This is a genomic window from Pseudochrobactrum kiredjianiae (assembly GCF_030362795.1).
Classification (GTDB): Bacteria; Pseudomonadota; Alphaproteobacteria; order Rhizobiales; family Rhizobiaceae; genus Pseudochrobactrum; species Pseudochrobactrum kiredjianiae.
Genome location: NZ_JAUCBM010000028.1, coordinates 1 through 16732, shown reverse-complemented (window position 1 = coordinate 16732; position 16732 = coordinate 1). Strand labels below are relative to the sequence as shown.

Below are 16732 nucleotides of genomic sequence, written 5' to 3'. Positions count from 1 at the left end.
TCAATCCGATAACCCACTTTGGCATCGGCACACCACGCCGAGCTTGCTTGAGAATAGATGTTGCGCCGACAATCAGCAGTGTCCGTAACTGCTTATTCCCCTGTTTCGATATTCGGCCGAGCCGCTCCTTGCCACCACTGGAGTTTGATCGGGGCGTAATACCTATCCAGGCGGAGGGATCTCGACCATTTTTGAATGCCGCAGGATCATGAATGGTCGCTTGAACCGTCGCAGCGATGATGGGTCCAACTCCGGGAATACTGGTCAGACGTCGGGCAGCCTCATCTGCTTTCACTGTCGCGACGATCTTTCTATCGAGCTTTTCGATGCGCGTGGTCAGCATTTCTATTTGTTCAGCTATTTCCAAAAGAGCCATCCTTGCCACTTCTGGAATTCTGTCTTCATCGTCGTTGCGCAGCATGCAAATGAGCTTGGCGATACTTGTCATGCCGCTACACGCAATAATTCCCATCTCCGCCATGTGAGCCCGCATGGCATTTGCAGACTGGCTGCGCTGCCGAACCAGTAACTCCCGTGTTTTGAGTATCATGCCTGCAGCTTGCTGCTCTGATGACTTGATCGGCACAAAGCGCATCGTTGGACGTGTTACCGCTTCGCAGATTGCCTCCGCATCAGCAGCATCAGTCTTATTGCGTTTCACATAAGCTTTCACATAGACAGGCGGCATAATCCGGACTGTGTGACCTATTTGCTCAATGGCATTGGCCCAATAATGCGCACTCCCGCATGCTTCTAGCCCGATAAGGCATGGTTCAATCGTAAGCGGTCAGCCGATGGCGTTCGCCTTGAAGTTCCAAGGCATAAGGCCTTCGATTTCGGTTACAGGCCAGCCTTGAGCGATGCGGCTTAGTGTTTGTGATAGCCAGTCGAGCGGATCGACGCTGTTCATTTTGCATGTTTGGAGAAGCGTCGCCAATGTGGCCCAAGTCCGTCCACCGCCCTCGCTTCCGGCAAACAGACTGTTTTTCCTCGTAATTGTCTGTGGCCTGATCGCACGCTCGACAATGTTGCTATCGATTTCGACCCGGCCATCCGTGAGGAAGCGCTCTAGGGCCTCGCGCAGGGTGAGCACGTAGCGAATTGCTTCAGCAGTTTTGGATTTACCGGAGACCTTGCCCAGCTCTTTTTTCCACATATCAAAAAGGCGCGTGACAATGGCTGTGGACTGATCTTGACGCAAAGCACTGCGGATGTCGGCGCTTTTGCCGCGTGCTTCATCCTCGATCCTCCACAATTGGGCCATTGCGACAACAGTATTTGTTGCGGTCTGCGAGATACCGCTCATGTGCAGATCGTAAAATTTGCGGCGTAAATGCGCCCAGCAACCTGCGAGCTTTATCTGTTCATTGCGCCCAGCTTTGGCCTATGCCTTGATCATACTCGTATAGGCAGCGTATCCGTCGACCTGCAGGATGCCGTTAAAGCCGGCAAGATGCCGCGCCACGCACTCTGCACCTCGGCTGTTTTCGAAGCGGTAAGCCACCATTGGCGGACCGCTCCGACCATAAGGGCGATCATCGCGCGCATAAGCCCAAAGCCATGCCTTGGTGGCCTTGCCCGATCCTGGAGCCAGAGTGGGCAAGGTCGTCTCGTCAGCGAAGATCCTTTCACTTTCTTTGATCCGCTCAAGGATATAATCAGCGCATATCTGAAGCTCATAGCCCAGATGCCCCATCCATTGCGCCATAAACTCCGGCTCATCGTAACACCATCGCGCAAATAAATTGCTTCCTGACGATAAAGTGGAAGACCATCGGCATATTTGGAAACGGCGATATAGGCGAGTAAACGCTCTGTCGGCAAACCACTTTCGATGATATGGGCAGGGGCAAGCGCCTGAACCACACCATCATGGTTGCGTAATGCATATTTCGGCCGACGCGTTACGATACCTCGGAACTTCGGCGGCACAACATCCAGTCGCTCCGAACGATCCTCGCCGATCAGGACCTTTTCCAGTCCTTCGTAACCAGCAGGGATTTCCGGTTCGATAATCTCCTCAATGCGTTCAAGGTGAGCGGCAAAAACCTTGCGCGGACGTGATGCACGTTTCGGCTTTCCCAAATCCCCAACATCAAGTTCGCTCCGGATCGCAGAAAGACCGGTTTCCACCTCTTCGAAAGCAAATGAGACCTGTTCATCGTTAATACCAAGGCGCAGTTGTTCAGAGCGGCGACCATATTGGGTGCGCTGCAATACCTTCATGATGGATGTCAGGTTCGCAATCCGCTCATTGGCACTCTTTTCTACGCCCTCCAGCCAGACAATCTCTGCTTCAGCAGCCTTCAGCTGCGCTTCTTTCGCGGCCTGCTCACAAGCCATTGCCAGCACCATTGCTTTCAGTGCGTCAACGTCATCCGGCAGAGCGTGAAGAGGTAAATCCATGACGCTGAGTAGAGCATAAAAGCAGCCGTTTTCCCAATCATTACAGCATCATGAATCAACTTGCCGCACGCGCTGTCACCCCGTCAGCAAAGGGCGTCTTATCTTGTTCGGGCGGATCTTTTTCCAGTCCATTCCGGCCAACAAAACCATGAGCTTGGAATGGTCCAGACGTATCCTCGCCGCCGATAGGCCTGGCCAGCAAAAGCCACGATCTTCAAGTGTTTTCGAATAAAGGCAAACGGCACTTCCATCCCATCACACAATCCCGATCCGGTCAGCACGTTTTGACCGGAAGACGTAAAGCGCGCCGTTGAATGGGTCGAGACCGCCATCACGAACAACTGCCATCAGGGAAGCGGCTCCCTTGCGGAAGTCGACTGGCTGACAGGACACATAAACCACCATGCCGCTGGAGATCATGCCTTGCGAACCGCTCTTAGCACGTTCACCAGATGGTCCGGATCGAAGGCGGAGCCGACGCGCACCACCATATCGCCAACAACAACATCGATTAGACCGCCACTTGCTATTTCAACACGTGCAAATCTGGCCGGACTGTGCGCTCCTGCTGTTACTGGCGAAACAACACCGGACGCAAGCGCCTTACGACGCCATCCGTAAAGCTGAGAGGGATCCAGACCTTCAGATCTGGCTACCGCCGAGACGTTGGCCCCGGGCTGTAATGACGCAGCCACAATCCGCGCCTTCTCGTCTTGCGTCCCATCTCGCGGCCTGCGTCGGTTTCACACGGGTTCCGCTGTCAAAATTCAAATGTCCGGCTCTGATTCATACTGTCGTTCATAGGATTCTCCACATGATTTATGCAGAAAATCGCCCATTAACAGACGAAAGATACGTGGGATAACCTTACCGCTTACGTTCAATCCGTTGAAAGAAATCCACGACCTGAGATCGTCGTAAGGTGCGTCGAACAAGCACGCGGCCATCTGCAGCGATTGCATGCACCTGGAAAACGGTTTTGGCCAAATCCAGCCCGATTGTGGTAATCTTATCCACGGAACGGTCCTTCCTCTGTGGCGTGTTGCAACGACCACGTTAGGCACTTTCGATGCCGGTTTGAAGGGCCGTTCCACCCCATCAAATTTTCAGTAGGTTAAATGCTGCCTTAACTGGGGACATAATTATGCTGCGATCTCCGCGAACACTACGAATGGCAGTGTAACATTAACATTAGAGCAGACGCGTTTGGATATTGTAACCGATATTTACGCGGACTTGAGGCCTGCGATTTTGCGCCACATATTTGTTGCGGCTTCACGCAGTTGACGGTGATCGTATGAAGTGAGCTAGTTGCGGGGAAAAAGGTGAAAATTGTAAATCTGATCGTGGGTGGAGCAAAAGCTTTGCAGGTATGGCGCTGATTTGAAGCGGTGTTGTCACTTTAATCGGATTACGCATGCCTGGCTTGTAGCATGGTCTCAGTTTTCGGCTATGAGACATCAGATATGGTGATCCCGCATAATCGAGGTCGAAATTTTCTGCTTACCTTTTTTTAACAAATAACAGCGCATTTAAAAAAGCAAATATCATTGCCACAGCCATAGTTCGCAATGGATAGTCTACAGTTGAATGTACCAGAATTGTAATAATTGATAACATCGCTAGTAGCTGTAGCGGGAGATTGATTATTCGGTAGGCTTGACGCACAAATATCAGAATGTATGCACTCAGAAATAATAGGGCGATAATGCCCCCTTCAAAAACTATTTCTAGATAATCATTGTGAGCATGGTTGACAAAATACGCATTGAGTGAATCCAGGGTCTCATAATGAGGAAATATTATATCAAAGGCCCCAAAGCCTATGCCTAGAACCCAGTTCTCACTTATTCCGTCCAAAGTTGTGTAAGCGAAGTAACGTCGTCCATACTCTGAATCAATATCCTGAGCACCAACATGAGCAATTGTACCATAGAGATAAAGCATCGCCCCTAACATTAAGGGTATAATGAGCAAGTTATTAACACGATTGCGCCAGATCAACATTGTGAAAGACGCCGCGGTAATTGCTAAACCAATAAGGATACCTGCTCGTGATCCGGCGGTAAGAAGCACAATAAGAATTAATAATAATATTAGGACTGCTAAAGCACGACTACCCATGAAAATAATCAGGTAGATTACGAGTGGAATACTCGAAAACATAATTGTCGAGAAATGATTTACATTTGCAAACATTCCCACCATTACCTGATAACCAAGTAGGTCATTTAATTGGGCACCGGTAGTCATTGAATATTGAATTATAGCAGCAATCAGATTGCATATAATACCAATCATGTAATAAGGAATGAGACCGATCAGATCACTTTGAGACAATTTGCTCAATGCAATAAAATAATAAATTGGCACTAGTACGAATACTATACTTTGTAAAGTTCTTGATGCAGAAAGGCTGACTGTCGCTGTCGTGCTTGGTAAATTAAGGCCCGGTACATAAGGTATAAATACGTCCGGACGAAAAGCAGATAAAAAACTAATTGGTAAGGGTAAAAGCTGAAAAATACCTAAAATGACTACAGCGATAAATAATGTAACGCCTTCTTTAGATAGCGAGCTGCTTTCTTTGATACGAACAATTGCATAAGTTGAACAAATAATAACAAATATTTGTAAAGCTGTATCAATGGCAAGTGATCGTGCTGTCCCGCCACCCAGTAGAAGACAAGCGATCAGTGCTAAACCGAGGGCATATTTTGAATCTCTTGTCCGCAGAGTTATCATAAATCGCTCGCAATTATACTTATATTGTCAAACATTACGTATCCGCTGTATCGATTATTCCAATTTTCTCCTATAGCTTTTGTGATCAATTGTAATGATTGTAGTTGGCATTTATCTTTCGGAACCGTAAATGTTACTATTTTAGTAGTTAGCAGGTAAGTTCCAGGGCCAATATTTACCTCTGCCAATTTTTTTTTGTTTTCAAAGCAACTGATTTGCCATAGGAGTCCTTTCGGCAACTTAGATTGCTGAGAGGACACTTCGAAACTCAACTGAAACATACCAGGTGGAAGTGCCATGTACTGACCAAAGGAAAGTCTGCGTACTGGTGTATTACTGAATGTTAATTGTGCACCGTGATTTAACCCACTGTTTTGTTGCGATGCAAAATGGATCTTAATACCAGTGTGACTAGCGACCTGCCAGTCAAAAAAACGACCACTCAGCGGTCGTATAAACCGGCTATTGTGTATGTAGCCGTTTACTTCTTTGTCAGCACTATTAAGCGTAAACAGAAATGTCTGATACGCTAAACTATATTGTTTGTTGCGTATAAGTTGCGCAATTATTGTTGATATTTCATTATTGCTTGGTAATGCTTCACCTTTAGCAAGATCTTGAATAAGATGCGCGGCTAAAAACAATGTTTCAGGTGAACGAGACAGCACATTAATGAGAGACCGGCGCCACGGAGGATTTGTATTCAGTTTTTGCAAAAACTTTTCGTAATGATCCTCCTGTGTGAATACTTCAGCAACTAAAGGAACAAGCGGTGTGATACGTGCTGGCCAGCGTCGAAAAAGAACGTCTATCCGCTCTAGCGCATCAAGCACTTTTCCTTCATCAATCAAACGCCATATAGTCCATTGCAATGCGGTGACTTCGGTTTTAGAAATTTGCAACGCGCGGTCAAAGGCACTGTATGACTGATCCTGCTCACCATAAAGACGCTTGATCTCGCCAAGGAGGCTATACAGTCTTGCATCCCCGGCGTGCGTCGGTAGAAAAGCAATTATTTTCTCTTCTAAACTTTTTAATTCCGCCGTACTATGTTGATGTACAATATTTTTGTAGACTTTATTAAAAGCAGCATCGAAATTGAGAGGATAAAACTTTAAAGAAAGATCAGACTGATCTTCCTCAAGATTTCGACTTAATCCGATTGATGAGATAATCAAAATAGCGACGAATGCCATTAAGGTAAGCAACCACGAACCAGTTTTTCTCATTATCGTTCATCTCGTTGGCTGCAGCTACAGTTGTTATTTTTGGTATTTCGTTACCTTCAGTGTAATAATCGTAGCTTAAATAACGATAGTTATAATTCTCATCAAATTTTCCAACAGTGAACAGTGTCATTACAACACCAATTACATTGGACCCTGCAGCATGTAGGCGTTTCAAAGCCATTTTTGCCGATTTACGGGTAGCTTTATTGGCTGAAACTATCATAAGCGTTGCTTCTGTCAACCGGCTAAGGATTGGCGCATCCGAAAGACCGATGACAGGTGGACCATCAAGTATAACAAGATCATAGCGACTACTCAGTTGAGAAATCATTAGTCCCATACGTGCGGATGACAATAAATCCGCAGGATTTGGAGGTATTGTGCCGGCGGTAATGATGGAAATATTTTTATGAGTGCCCTTCTTTATAACGCGTGACATATCTTCTTTGCGGATCGTACTCGTTAAAAGATTGCTAAGCCCCAGAGCATTGTCGATATTAAAAAGACGATGAATATTTGGCTTACGCATATCACAATCAATGATCAGAACCCTGGCACCAAGTGTGGCAAAATCTTCTGCCAGCTTCACGGCTGTTGTTGATTTCCCTTCACCTGGTTCGGAGCTTGTAATCAACATTGTTTTAGGGTGGCCATCAACCCCAGAAAATTGCAATGAGGTGCGAAGCGATCTATAGGATTCCGATAGACTCGACTTGGGATCTGCAAGCATAGTAACTAATTCCTTGGGATCTATCGCCGGTATAATACCCAAGATTGAGAGGCCGAGTTCTTTCTCAACCTGTTCAGGATTGCTGAAAGTATTGTTTATAATTTCTAATATATAGATAACTACACCAGCCAACCCTAAAAGTGCAATCAGACCAATCGCAATATTAATTGAAAGTCGTGGTGAATAGGGCGATCGTGGTACTGTTGCTAGATCGATAATAGCAGCATTCTGTGTTCGCAATTCCGATCCGACCGCAACTTCATTTAACTTTGAAATAAGGCTGTCATACTGTGTACGGTTGGAATCGACTTCACGCTTCAGCATAGTATACTGAATTTTTTTATCTTGATAGACAGCTTGTTCACCCTCAAGCTCATTGATTTTCTTTCGTAAATCACTAACTTTTTCTAATGTTTCATCATGCTTTAATTTAATAGAGTCAGTAATTACTTTTGTTCCAAGATTAAGTTGGTTCTGTAATTCATTTATTTGAGATTGCATTTGCTGCATTTCCGGGAAGCCGGGCTTAAAAAGAGTCAACTTTTGTTGGTATTCACTTTTCAATTGTGACAGAGTTGTTCGTAATTTATTTAGACCTTCGCTTGATAATACCTGTTCAATACTTGGTCCACTGCCTGCATTAATTTGCTTTACAGTACGCCCATAATCCAAACTCTCTTGCACAGCTTCAGACAAAGCTTTATTAATTTCCGATAGACTGGCACCAATCAAAGACTGTTCATCGCCTGTCACCGTGATGCCTGCAAATTTTGCATAATCTACAAGAGCTTGTTCCGAATTTTGTAGCTTTTCCTTAATCAGCAGAACCTGTTCTTGAATGAAGTCACGTGCTTGTACAGATGTTTGGCTACCTTGATCTACTCTTTGATCAATAAAGCTTTGTGCGAACTGATTAGCTATATTTCTGGCGTATTCGGGATTTTGATCATGGTAAGTGATTTTGAGGATGCTCGTATTGGCAACTAACTGAACGCTAACATTAGACCTTGTACGGGAAACAGCGATGTTATTTCGATCTTCTGCTGATAGCCCCTCCGCATTGTTATTTCCTGAGATGTTAAATGCTTTATAAAATAAATTGAAAGGTGAAAAATCAGGACGAGGAAAAAGGAAATCTTCTTTTTCTGATAATTGCAGAGCAAATACCACGCGTTCAGCTGTTATACGGCTCAGTATTTTTTCGCGTGCTGTAAGAAAAGCACGCATATCGCCAGTCTCTGATGTCACTTCAATATCTTGAAACACTTTAACAGACGGCGTTAAAACTTCTAATTGTGAAGTAGCCTGATATTTTGGTGTTTGCATCATGGTTATGATTACAGCTGCAACAATACCAATCGCTGCAAAAATGCATATAAGCCACCTGTACTGCAGAATACGGAAAATAACCCCCAGCAGATCAATGCCATTAGCGGGTTCATTATGTTCAAAACCATACCCGTATGGTGTAGAAGAAACCGCTTTATGCGGGTTCCAATGCGTTGGTTGTGCAGCCTGTGACTGACCAGATAAGTATTGATTATTTTGTTCAACCACGGCTGAATCTACTTTCGTTACCTCTTCAACAGAGGAGGTCAATATTACGGTAAAACAGCCAAGCGTGTAGCGTTTGACGCAATCCCCAAAGCTTCCTTCAGGTTATTGAGCGCTACGCGATTTTGGCTTGTGAAGACAAAAACGACATCACCACCATAAATTTTTGGATTAGATAAGCGGCCGCTTCGAATGTCGGCAACATTATAATTAGATACAAATTTTTGACTGCCGACATTCCGAAAAACATACACTTTCTTTTGGTCAGCAACCTCTTTAAAGCCGCCTGCTTGTGCAAGTATATCCAACAGGGTTGCCGCAGACGTTACGGGGTATAAGCCTGCTTTAGCAACTTCACCATCCACAGTCACACGCTGACCAACCGATTCTTTTAAGAAAACGGTGACATCTGGGTTCTGAAGGTAAGACCGTCCATAGGCAGCTTTAATTTCCTGTTCAAGTGTACGCACCGTTTTTCCTGCGGCGACTAATGTACCTACCAGCGGAAGAGATATTCTTCCTGCAGAATCGATCTGCACTGTTCGATTCAGTGTGTTTGTCTGGAAGACTTCGATTTGCAATACGTCATTTGCTGCTAAAGGTTGTTCTGTACCTTGATTGCTATTTTCCGGTGGCGGAAGCGTGTCTACTAGTCTCAAAGCACTTGGCGAAGCGGATCTGTTGTTAACGGACGAGAGTACATCTGCGGGTGTGGAGCCAGAGTTTGAGCTACTGCAACCCGCTAGTGAGATTAGCACTGCAGATGTGCAGATTAATTGATTTACTAAACGCGATGCAATCATATCAATACCTCACCCAGAAGCGATGCAATAAGCTTCGGTTCTTTTTTAGCAAATTTTTCCCTTTTACAGGATTATTAATAACGGCATTCCTATTATCAACTATTTCATCCGCAATAATCTTAGCAGGATTGTTTACAAATAACTCTTCAGCCATATCATTTCCATATTTATTGCATATAAATTTTCTGGCCTTCGATAGTAATGGTTTACGCCATGTAGAACTATGGCCATCGCTTGCAAAGAGCGATACCATACCATCTTCAATCATTTTCTCTGAATAAAACCGGGCATCTGCACCAAACCCATCCGTTATCGACTGAGCCGTTAGTTGCATTAGGCAACCCATTTCATAGAGTCTGACAATGACGTCGTATTTTTTTTTGATCCAGGCCAGTCTTTCAGGGTGTGTGATAATTGGCACAAAACCGACTTCAAGAAGGCGCTCGACCAACTGATCCAGTTTTGGTGGTAAGATGAGATGAGGAGGTTCTAACAGAAAATAACGTGACCCGTTTAACGTAGGTATCTGTTTAGCTAATAATTTTTCAGGCAGATTCCATGCCACATGGATATCTGCACCAGAAAGCAATTTTAGAGAAATATTATTTTTATTGATTAGAGCTTGAAGATTGTCAATTGCTGGAAAAATAGTTGCGGAAGTATTGGGGTATTTCCCCTCAACTATATGAGGGGTGCATGCGACATGCGTTACACCATCCGAAGCAGCTTGCCGTGCCATCTCCAGTGAAATTAAACTTGTCGCTGCGCCATCATCAACATTAGGTAAAATATGGCAATGCAGATCTATCATATAAAATCACAAATCTGTTATTTCCTAAAAAGATATAAGCAACGTATCACAACCTGCTTATAGTGCATTTTACAATAAATAACGCATTACTATCAAGCGAGATTAGCGACTGACAGGCTTCCCATCGTCAGCGATGGCAATAATAGCACCGCCAGCTATAATTCCGCCAAAAATAGCGGCAGGTACCCAGCTAGGAGAAGCAGATGCAACCCCTGCACCAGCATATGTTTCCTCAACACGCAAACACAACTGATTATTTACGTTCATCAGAGAGACTGTAGACGCTTTATTCAAATTCACTGCACAACCTGGAAGGTTTAGAGTGGCCTCCGAAGCTTGCCCTACAATAATACGCGAACCTTCAGAAAACTGTGAGATCCTTGTAGCGCTTTGAAAGCCGGCCTGCTGAGAAACTAATACATCGCCTTTAACTTGTGAAACAGTTCCTGTAGAACCGATCGGAAGATTACATTGACAGGTAATATCTTGTGCGAGCACTGGATTTACAGCCAAGATGTTAACAAGACTACAAAGGGATAACGCCATAAAGATCTGAAAGCCATTATTGGATATTTTATTCACTAACTCGATCCTTGTGTTACAAAATTAGCATTATTAGTAAACGAGTAAATATTTTTTGTCCAGCTTAATTATTTTATCGTTTTATGGCGCCTTGAACATCATTGAAGAGGACTATTGTTTATCATGCTAATCAGCCAGCATATTCTGTGCTTCACAGCACTTCCTTCAGCCACCGCTTCAATTGCTGATATTGAAGTGGCACATCTGCTCCGCAAAAAAACATTTGGCAAATGAAAACTGTTCAGCATTCGAAGTGTGTGCGGACCCCCGCTCCATAATTGTTCCAGATGCAATGGCATTTTATCGGAAGAAAATTTGCAACACTACCGTTTAAACTATTAACTATTATTAGAATAAATTTCCATATTTTTTACGGTGTAAATATAAAGCGTAGAAGCCAAACAAACTGCTCAATCGTAAGTTGTGATCGAATAATAAGTACTAAACATTCATTTATATAATAAAGGGAAGTACAGTTTTAACTATGGTCAAAGTATCATGATGACTTTTGTATATATATGTAAAAAGTGTCGTATGACTGGAAGTGCGAAAATTAATAGAAAATAATAATCAGCCAAACTCCTGACTTACATTACATTGCTTTTAATCCTTTACTTACACTTTTACCTACAGCAGCACCAACCGGCTATGGTTTAACAGACAAAACATATCACATATTAGCTTTTTTAGCGCTTGCGTTGCCAGTAGCAACGGTGCAACTTAGGGTCAGAACCTATTAAAGGACTTGTGCAGACATTTCTTTTTTTATTTGCTGAGTGTCCCAGGAGGCTCTGCCATGAGTGATTTGATTTGGTTGTCGGAGGCGCAGATGTGTCGGATTCAGCCATATTTTCCTTTATCGCATGGGATACTAAGAGTAGATGACCGCAGGATACTCATTGGTATCGTTTTTGTGTTTAAAAATGGCCTGCGGTGACGTGATACACCTGCGGAGTATGAACCACCTAAAACGATCTTTAATCGCTTTATCCGTTGGAGCCGTCTCGGCGTGTTCAACAAGATATTTTCTGCCCTAAAAGCAAAAGGCGGCAAACTAGACCAATTAATGATCGACGCTACCCATCTTAAAGCACATTGAACAGCTGCCGGGCTGCTTAAAAAGGGGATGTTCCACGACGTATCGGGCGCACTAATTTCGGATTGAATTCCAAATTGCACACGGTCTGCGATGGTAAGGGACGACTGCTTATAATGCTACTCAGTTAAGGGCAGATTAGTGACTACAAGGGAGAAGCCCTGATGTTCCAGGCATTCCCCAAGGCTAAGAGCCCAATCGAAAATTATAATTGAGTAACTTCAGCCAGATATGATTCACTGTTATTTGCAATGACGACGGAGGATCAGATGTTTTGGATTATAATCACTCGGGTTCATTATGATCGCATGCCGCTACGTTATGCAAGTGACAGCACAGATGCAGAATGGCTTTTGATTGAACCGTTTATGCCCGCCCCTAATTTGGTTGGTCGCCCACGGAAATGGTCTATGCGCACGATATATGGTATGCGATCTAATATATCGCAACGTCAGGCTGTCAGTGGGGAATGGTGCCTAAAGATTTTCTGTTTTATCGCAAATTTTTCATGTCTGCAGATCTGTGCGATGAACTTTGGTGATTTGTTGAGAGGTGAGGTGACGGGTATGGTTGATTTCTAGGAACGCATTTCACCAAAAGTGTCATCCTGTTTGCTTCTGTTTCCGGTATTCAGTTTCGTATCGTGATCTTCAGGAAATAATGGCTGAACGAGGCTTAGAGATTGACCATGCAACATTGAACCGGTGGGCTGTGAAATACTCGCCGCAGATTGCAACTCAGGCACTCAGACGTAAATGACCAACACTTGGCTCATGGCGTGTTGATGAGACCTATATACAGGTCAAAGGGAATTGGCCTACCTATATCGGGCTGTTGATCGTGACGGCCAAACCCTAGATTTCCTGCTCTCTGAGCGCCGAAACCTTGGCGCTGCAAGACGTTCTTTAAAAAACCTATCGCAAGCACTGGCATTCCGAGCAAGACTGTCATTGATAAAAGCGCGGCTAATTTGGCTGGTGCACAGGCTATAAACAACATCCTGAAGATCACAGGCACGGACAAGCTGATTGAAATCCTACAGGTCACATACCTGAACAACATCCTTGAACAGGACCATCGTTTTATCAAGCGGATCACTAAACATATGTTGGGCTTCAAAGCGTTTCATTCAGCCTCTGCTACAATCGCTGGCATCGAAGTCGCTCATATGATCCGCAAGAAGCAATTCGAAAATGACAACCGTTCCGCTTTCGAAGTCTTTACGGAGCTCGCAGCATAATCACGTCTAGAGATAAGCCCGCTTTTACCTAACGAAAAAATTTGATGGGGTGGAACGGCCCTTCAAACCGGCATCGAAAGTGCCTAACGTGGTCGTTGCAACACGCCACAGAGGAAGGACCGTTCCATGGATAAGATTACCACAATCGGGCTGGATTTGGCCAAAACCGTTTTCCAGGTGCATGCAATCGCTGCAGATGGCCGCGTGCTTGTTCGACGCACCTTACGACGATCTCAGGTCGTGGATTTCTTTCAACGGATTGAACGTAAGCGGTAAGGTTATCCCACGTATCTTTCGTCTGTTAATGGGCGATTTTCTGCATAAATCATGTGGAGAATCCTATGAACGACAGTATGAATCAGAGCCGGACATTTGAATTTTGACAGCGGAACCCGTGTGAAACCGACGCAGGCCGCGAGATGGGACGCAAGACGAGAAGGCGCGGATTGTGGCTGCGTCATTACAGCCCGGGGCCAACGTCTCGGCGGTAGCCAGATCTGAAGGTCTGGATCCCTCTCAGCTTTACGGATGGCGTCGTAAGGCGCTTGCGTCCGGTGTTGTTTCGCCAGTAACAGCAGGAGCGCACAGTCCGGCCAGATTTGCACGTGTTGAAATAGCAAGTGGCGGTCTAATCGATGTTGTTGTTGGCGATATGGTGGTGCGCGTCGGCTCCGCCTTCGATCCGGACCATCTGGTGAACGTGCTAAGAGCGGTTCGCAAGGCATGATCTCCAGCGGCATGGTGGTTTATGTGTCCTGTCAGCCAGTCGACTTCCGCAAGGGAGCCGCTTCCCTGATGGCAGTTGTTCGTGATGGCGGTCTCGACCCATTCAACGGCGCGCTTTACGTCTTCCGGTCAAAACGTGCTGACCGGATCGGGATTGTGTGATGGGATGGAAGTGCCGTTTGCCTTTATTCGAAAACACTTGAAGATCGTGGCTTTTGCTGGCCAGGCCTATCGGCGGCGAGGATACGTCTGGACCATTCCAAGCTCATGGTTTTGTTGGCCGGAATGGACTGGAAAAAGATCCGCCCGAACAAGATAAGACGCCCTTTGCTGACGGGGTGACAGCGCGTGCGGCAAGTTGATTCATGATGCTGTAATGATTGGGAAAACGGCTGCTTTTATGCTCTACTCAGCGTCATGGATTTACCTCTTCACGCTCTGCCGGATGACGTTGACGCACTGAAAGCAATGGTGCTGGCAATGGCTTGTGAGCAGGCCGCGAAAGAAGCGCAGCTGAAGGCTGCTGAAGCAGAGATTGTCTGGCTGGAGGGCGTAGAAAAGAGTGCCAATGAGCGGATTGCGAACCTGACATCCATCATGAAGGTATTGCAGCGCACCCAATATGGTCGCCGCTCTGAACAACTGCGCCTTGGTATTAACGATGAACAGGTCTCATTTGCTTTCGAAGAGGTGGAAACCGGTCTTTCTGCGATCCGGAGCGAACTTGATGTTGGGGATTTGGGAAAGCCGAAACGTGCATCACGTCCGCGCAAGGTTTTTGCCGCTCACCTTGAACGCATTGAGGAGATTATCGAACCGGAAATCCCTGCTGGTTACGAAGGACTGGAAAAGGTCCTGATCGGCGAGGATCGTTCGGAGCGACTGGATGTTGTGCCGCCGAAGTTCCGAGGTATCGTAACGCGTCGGCCGAAATATGCATTACGCAACCATGATGGTGTGGTTCAGGCGCTTGCCCCTGCCCATATCATCGAAAGTGGTTTGCCGACAGAGCGTTTACTCGCCTATATCGCCGTTTCCAAATATGCCGATGGTCTTCCACTTTATCGTCAGGAAGCAATTTATTTGCGCGATGGTGTTACGATGAGCCGGAGTTTATGGCGCAATGGATGGGGCATCTGGGCTATGAGCTTCAGATATGCGCTGATTATATCCTTGAGCGGATCAAAGAAAGTGAAAGGATCTTCGCTGACGAGACGACCTTGCCCACTCTGGCTCCAGGATCGGGCAAGGCCACCAAGGCATGGCTTTGGGCTTATGCGCGCGATGATCGCCCTTATGGTCGGAGCGGTCCGCCAATGGTGGCTTACCGCTTCGAAAACAGCCGAGGTGCAGAGTGCGTGGCGCGGCATCTTGCCGGCTTTAACGGCATCCTGCAGGTCGACGGATACGCTGCCTATACGAGTATGATCAAGGCATAGGCCAAAGCTGGGCGCAATGAACAGATAAAGCTCGCAGGTTGCTGGGCGCATTTACGCCGCAAATTTTACGATCTGCACATGAGCGGTATCTCGCAGACCGCAACAAATACTGTTGTCGCAATGGCCCAATTGTGGAGGATCGAGGATGAAGCACGCGGCAAAAGCGCCGACATCCGCAGTGCTTTGCGTCAAGATCAGTCCACAGCCATTGTCACGCGCCTTTTTGATATGTGGAAAAAAGAGCTGGGCAAGGTCTCCGGTAAATCCAAAACTGCTGAAGCAATTCGCTACGTGCTCACCCTGCGCGAGGCCCTAGAGCGCTTCCTCACGGATGGCCGGGTCGAAATCGATAGCAACATTGTCGAGCGTGCGATCAGGCCACAGACAATTACGAGGAAAAACAGTCTGTTTGCCGGAAGCGAGGGCGGTGGACGGACTTGGGCCACATTGGCGACGCTTCTCCAAACATGCAAAATGAACAGCGTCGATCCGCTCGACTGGCTATCACAAACACTAAGCCGCATCGCTCAAGGCTGGCCTGTAACCGAAATCGAAGGCCTTATGCCTTGGAACTTCAAGGCGAACGCCATCGGCTGACCGCTTACGATTGAACCATGCCTTATCGGGCTAGAAGCATGCGGGAGTGCGCATTATTGGGCCAATGCCATTGAGCAAATAGGTCACACAGTCCGGATTATGCCGCCTGTCTATGTGAAAGCTTATGTGAAACGCAATAAGACTGATGCTGCTGATGCGGAGGCAATCTGCGAAGCGGTAACACGTCCAACGATGCGCTTTGTGCCGATCAAGTCATCAGAGCAGCAAGCTGCAGGCATGATACTCAAAACACGGGAGTTACTGGTTCGGCAGCGCAGCCAGTCTGCAAATGCCATGCGGGCTCACATGGCGGAGATGGGAATTATTGCGTGTAGCGGCATGACAAGTATCGCCAAGCTCATTTGCATGCTGCGCAACGACGATGAAGACAGAATTCCAGAAGTGGCAAGGATGGCTCTTTTGGAAATAGCTGAACAAATAGAAATGCTGACCACGCGCATCGAAAAGCTCGATAGAAAGATCGTCGCGACAGTGAAAGCAGATGAGGCTGCCCGACGTCTGACCAGTATTCCCGGAGTTGGACCCATCATCGCTGCGACGGTTCAAGCGACCATTCATGATCCTGCGGCATTCAAAAATGGTCGAGATCCCTCCGCCTGGATAGGTATTACGCCCCGATCAAACTCCAGTGGTGGCAAGGAGCGGCTCGGCCGAATATCGAAACAGGGGAATAAGCAGTTACGGACACTGCTGATTGTCGGCGCAACATCTATTCTCAAGCAAGCTCGGCGTGGTGTGCCGATGCCAAAGTGG

The 16732-nt window shown here is 46.3% G+C and carries 8 protein-coding genes and 10 pseudogenes; 7 read left to right on the top strand and 11 right to left on the bottom strand.

Translation table 11 applies throughout. The features are described from left to right. From QUF18_RS19845 to QUF18_RS19795, 11 genes and pseudogenes are all read right to left on the bottom strand, one after another. A pseudogene (locus tag QUF18_RS19845) lies at window positions 1-778 on the bottom strand (IS110 family RNA-guided transposase); the annotation flags it as partial. A gap of 9 nt (window positions 779-787) precedes the next feature. Then, a pseudogene (gene tnpC, locus QUF18_RS19840) lies at window positions 788-2406 on the bottom strand (IS66 family transposase). 75 nt (window positions 2407-2481) lie between these two features. Beyond that, window positions 2482-2811, bottom strand: a pseudogene (gene tnpB / locus QUF18_RS19835) (IS66 family insertion sequence element accessory protein TnpB). Window positions 2812-2822: 11 nt separating this feature from the next. Beyond that, window positions 2823-3101 (bottom strand): transposase, encoded by a 279-nt coding sequence (locus QUF18_RS19830; protein ID WP_289388981.1) that lies wholly within the window; start codon window positions 3099-3101, stop codon window positions 2823-2825. A 193-nt stretch (window positions 3102-3294) separates the two neighbouring features. Further along, window positions 3295-3423: pseudogene (locus tag QUF18_RS19825) on the bottom strand (IS110 family transposase); the annotation flags it as partial. Window positions 3424-3909: 486 nt separating this feature from the next. Beyond that, a complete protein-coding gene (locus QUF18_RS19820) occupies window positions 3910-5151 on the bottom strand; it encodes an O-antigen ligase family protein (protein WP_289388992.1) in 1242 nt (413 codons plus the stop codon). Further along, on the bottom strand, window positions 5148-6380 hold the full coding sequence (locus tag QUF18_RS19815) for a hypothetical protein (RefSeq protein WP_289388990.1): 1233 nt from the start codon (window positions 6378-6380) through the stop codon (window positions 5148-5150). The genes QUF18_RS19820 and QUF18_RS19815 overlap by 4 nt, the downstream gene beginning before the upstream one ends. Then, entirely contained in the window at window positions 6292-8667 is a 2376-nt protein-coding gene (locus tag QUF18_RS19810; protein ID WP_289388988.1) for a GumC family protein, read from the bottom strand. The genes QUF18_RS19815 and QUF18_RS19810 overlap by 89 nt, the downstream gene beginning before the upstream one ends. A 44-nt stretch (window positions 8668-8711) precedes the next feature. Then, the gene (locus QUF18_RS19805) at window positions 8712-9467 is read right to left on the bottom strand and encodes a polysaccharide biosynthesis/export family protein (protein WP_289388986.1); all 756 of its coding nucleotides are present in this window, start codon (window positions 9465-9467) and stop codon (window positions 8712-8714) included. Between the two features lies 1 nt (window position 9468). Beyond that, window positions 9469-10278: a tyrosine-protein phosphatase gene (locus QUF18_RS19800; RefSeq protein WP_289388984.1), complete on the bottom strand. Its 810-nt coding sequence runs from the start codon at window positions 10276-10278 to the stop codon at window positions 9469-9471. A gap of 102 nt (window positions 10279-10380) precedes the next feature. Beyond that, the gene (locus QUF18_RS19795; RefSeq protein WP_289388982.1) at window positions 10381-10860 is read right to left on the bottom strand and encodes a hypothetical protein; all 480 of its coding nucleotides are present in this window, start codon (window positions 10858-10860) and stop codon (window positions 10381-10383) included. Between the two features lie 1365 nt (window positions 10861-12225). On the opposite strand from QUF18_RS19795, the pseudogene QUF18_RS19790 reads away from it, so the two are divergent. The 7 genes and pseudogenes from QUF18_RS19790 to QUF18_RS19760 all read left to right on the top strand — a co-directional run. Then, window positions 12226-12443, top strand: a pseudogene (locus tag QUF18_RS19790) (transposase); the annotation flags it as partial. A gap of 325 nt (window positions 12444-12768) precedes the next feature. Then, a pseudogene (locus QUF18_RS19785) lies at window positions 12769-13196 on the top strand (IS6 family transposase). A 126-nt stretch (window positions 13197-13322) separates the two neighbouring features. Beyond that, window positions 13323-13451 (top strand): annotated as a pseudogene (locus tag QUF18_RS19780) (IS110 family transposase); the annotation flags it as partial. 193 nt (window positions 13452-13644) lie between these two features. Then, window positions 13645-13923, top strand: a complete 279-nt coding sequence (locus tag QUF18_RS19775) for a transposase (protein WP_289388981.1) — start codon at window positions 13645-13647, stop codon at window positions 13921-13923. Next, window positions 13920-14264: pseudogene (gene tnpB, locus QUF18_RS19770) on the top strand (IS66 family insertion sequence element accessory protein TnpB). Before QUF18_RS19775 ends, tnpB (QUF18_RS19770) begins: the two are co-directional and overlap by 4 nt. A 75-nt stretch (window positions 14265-14339) precedes the next feature. Then, window positions 14340-15958 (top strand): annotated as a pseudogene (gene tnpC, locus QUF18_RS19765) (IS66 family transposase). Between the two features lie 9 nt (window positions 15959-15967). Beyond that, a pseudogene (locus QUF18_RS19760) lies at window positions 15968-16732 on the top strand (IS110 family RNA-guided transposase); the annotation flags it as partial.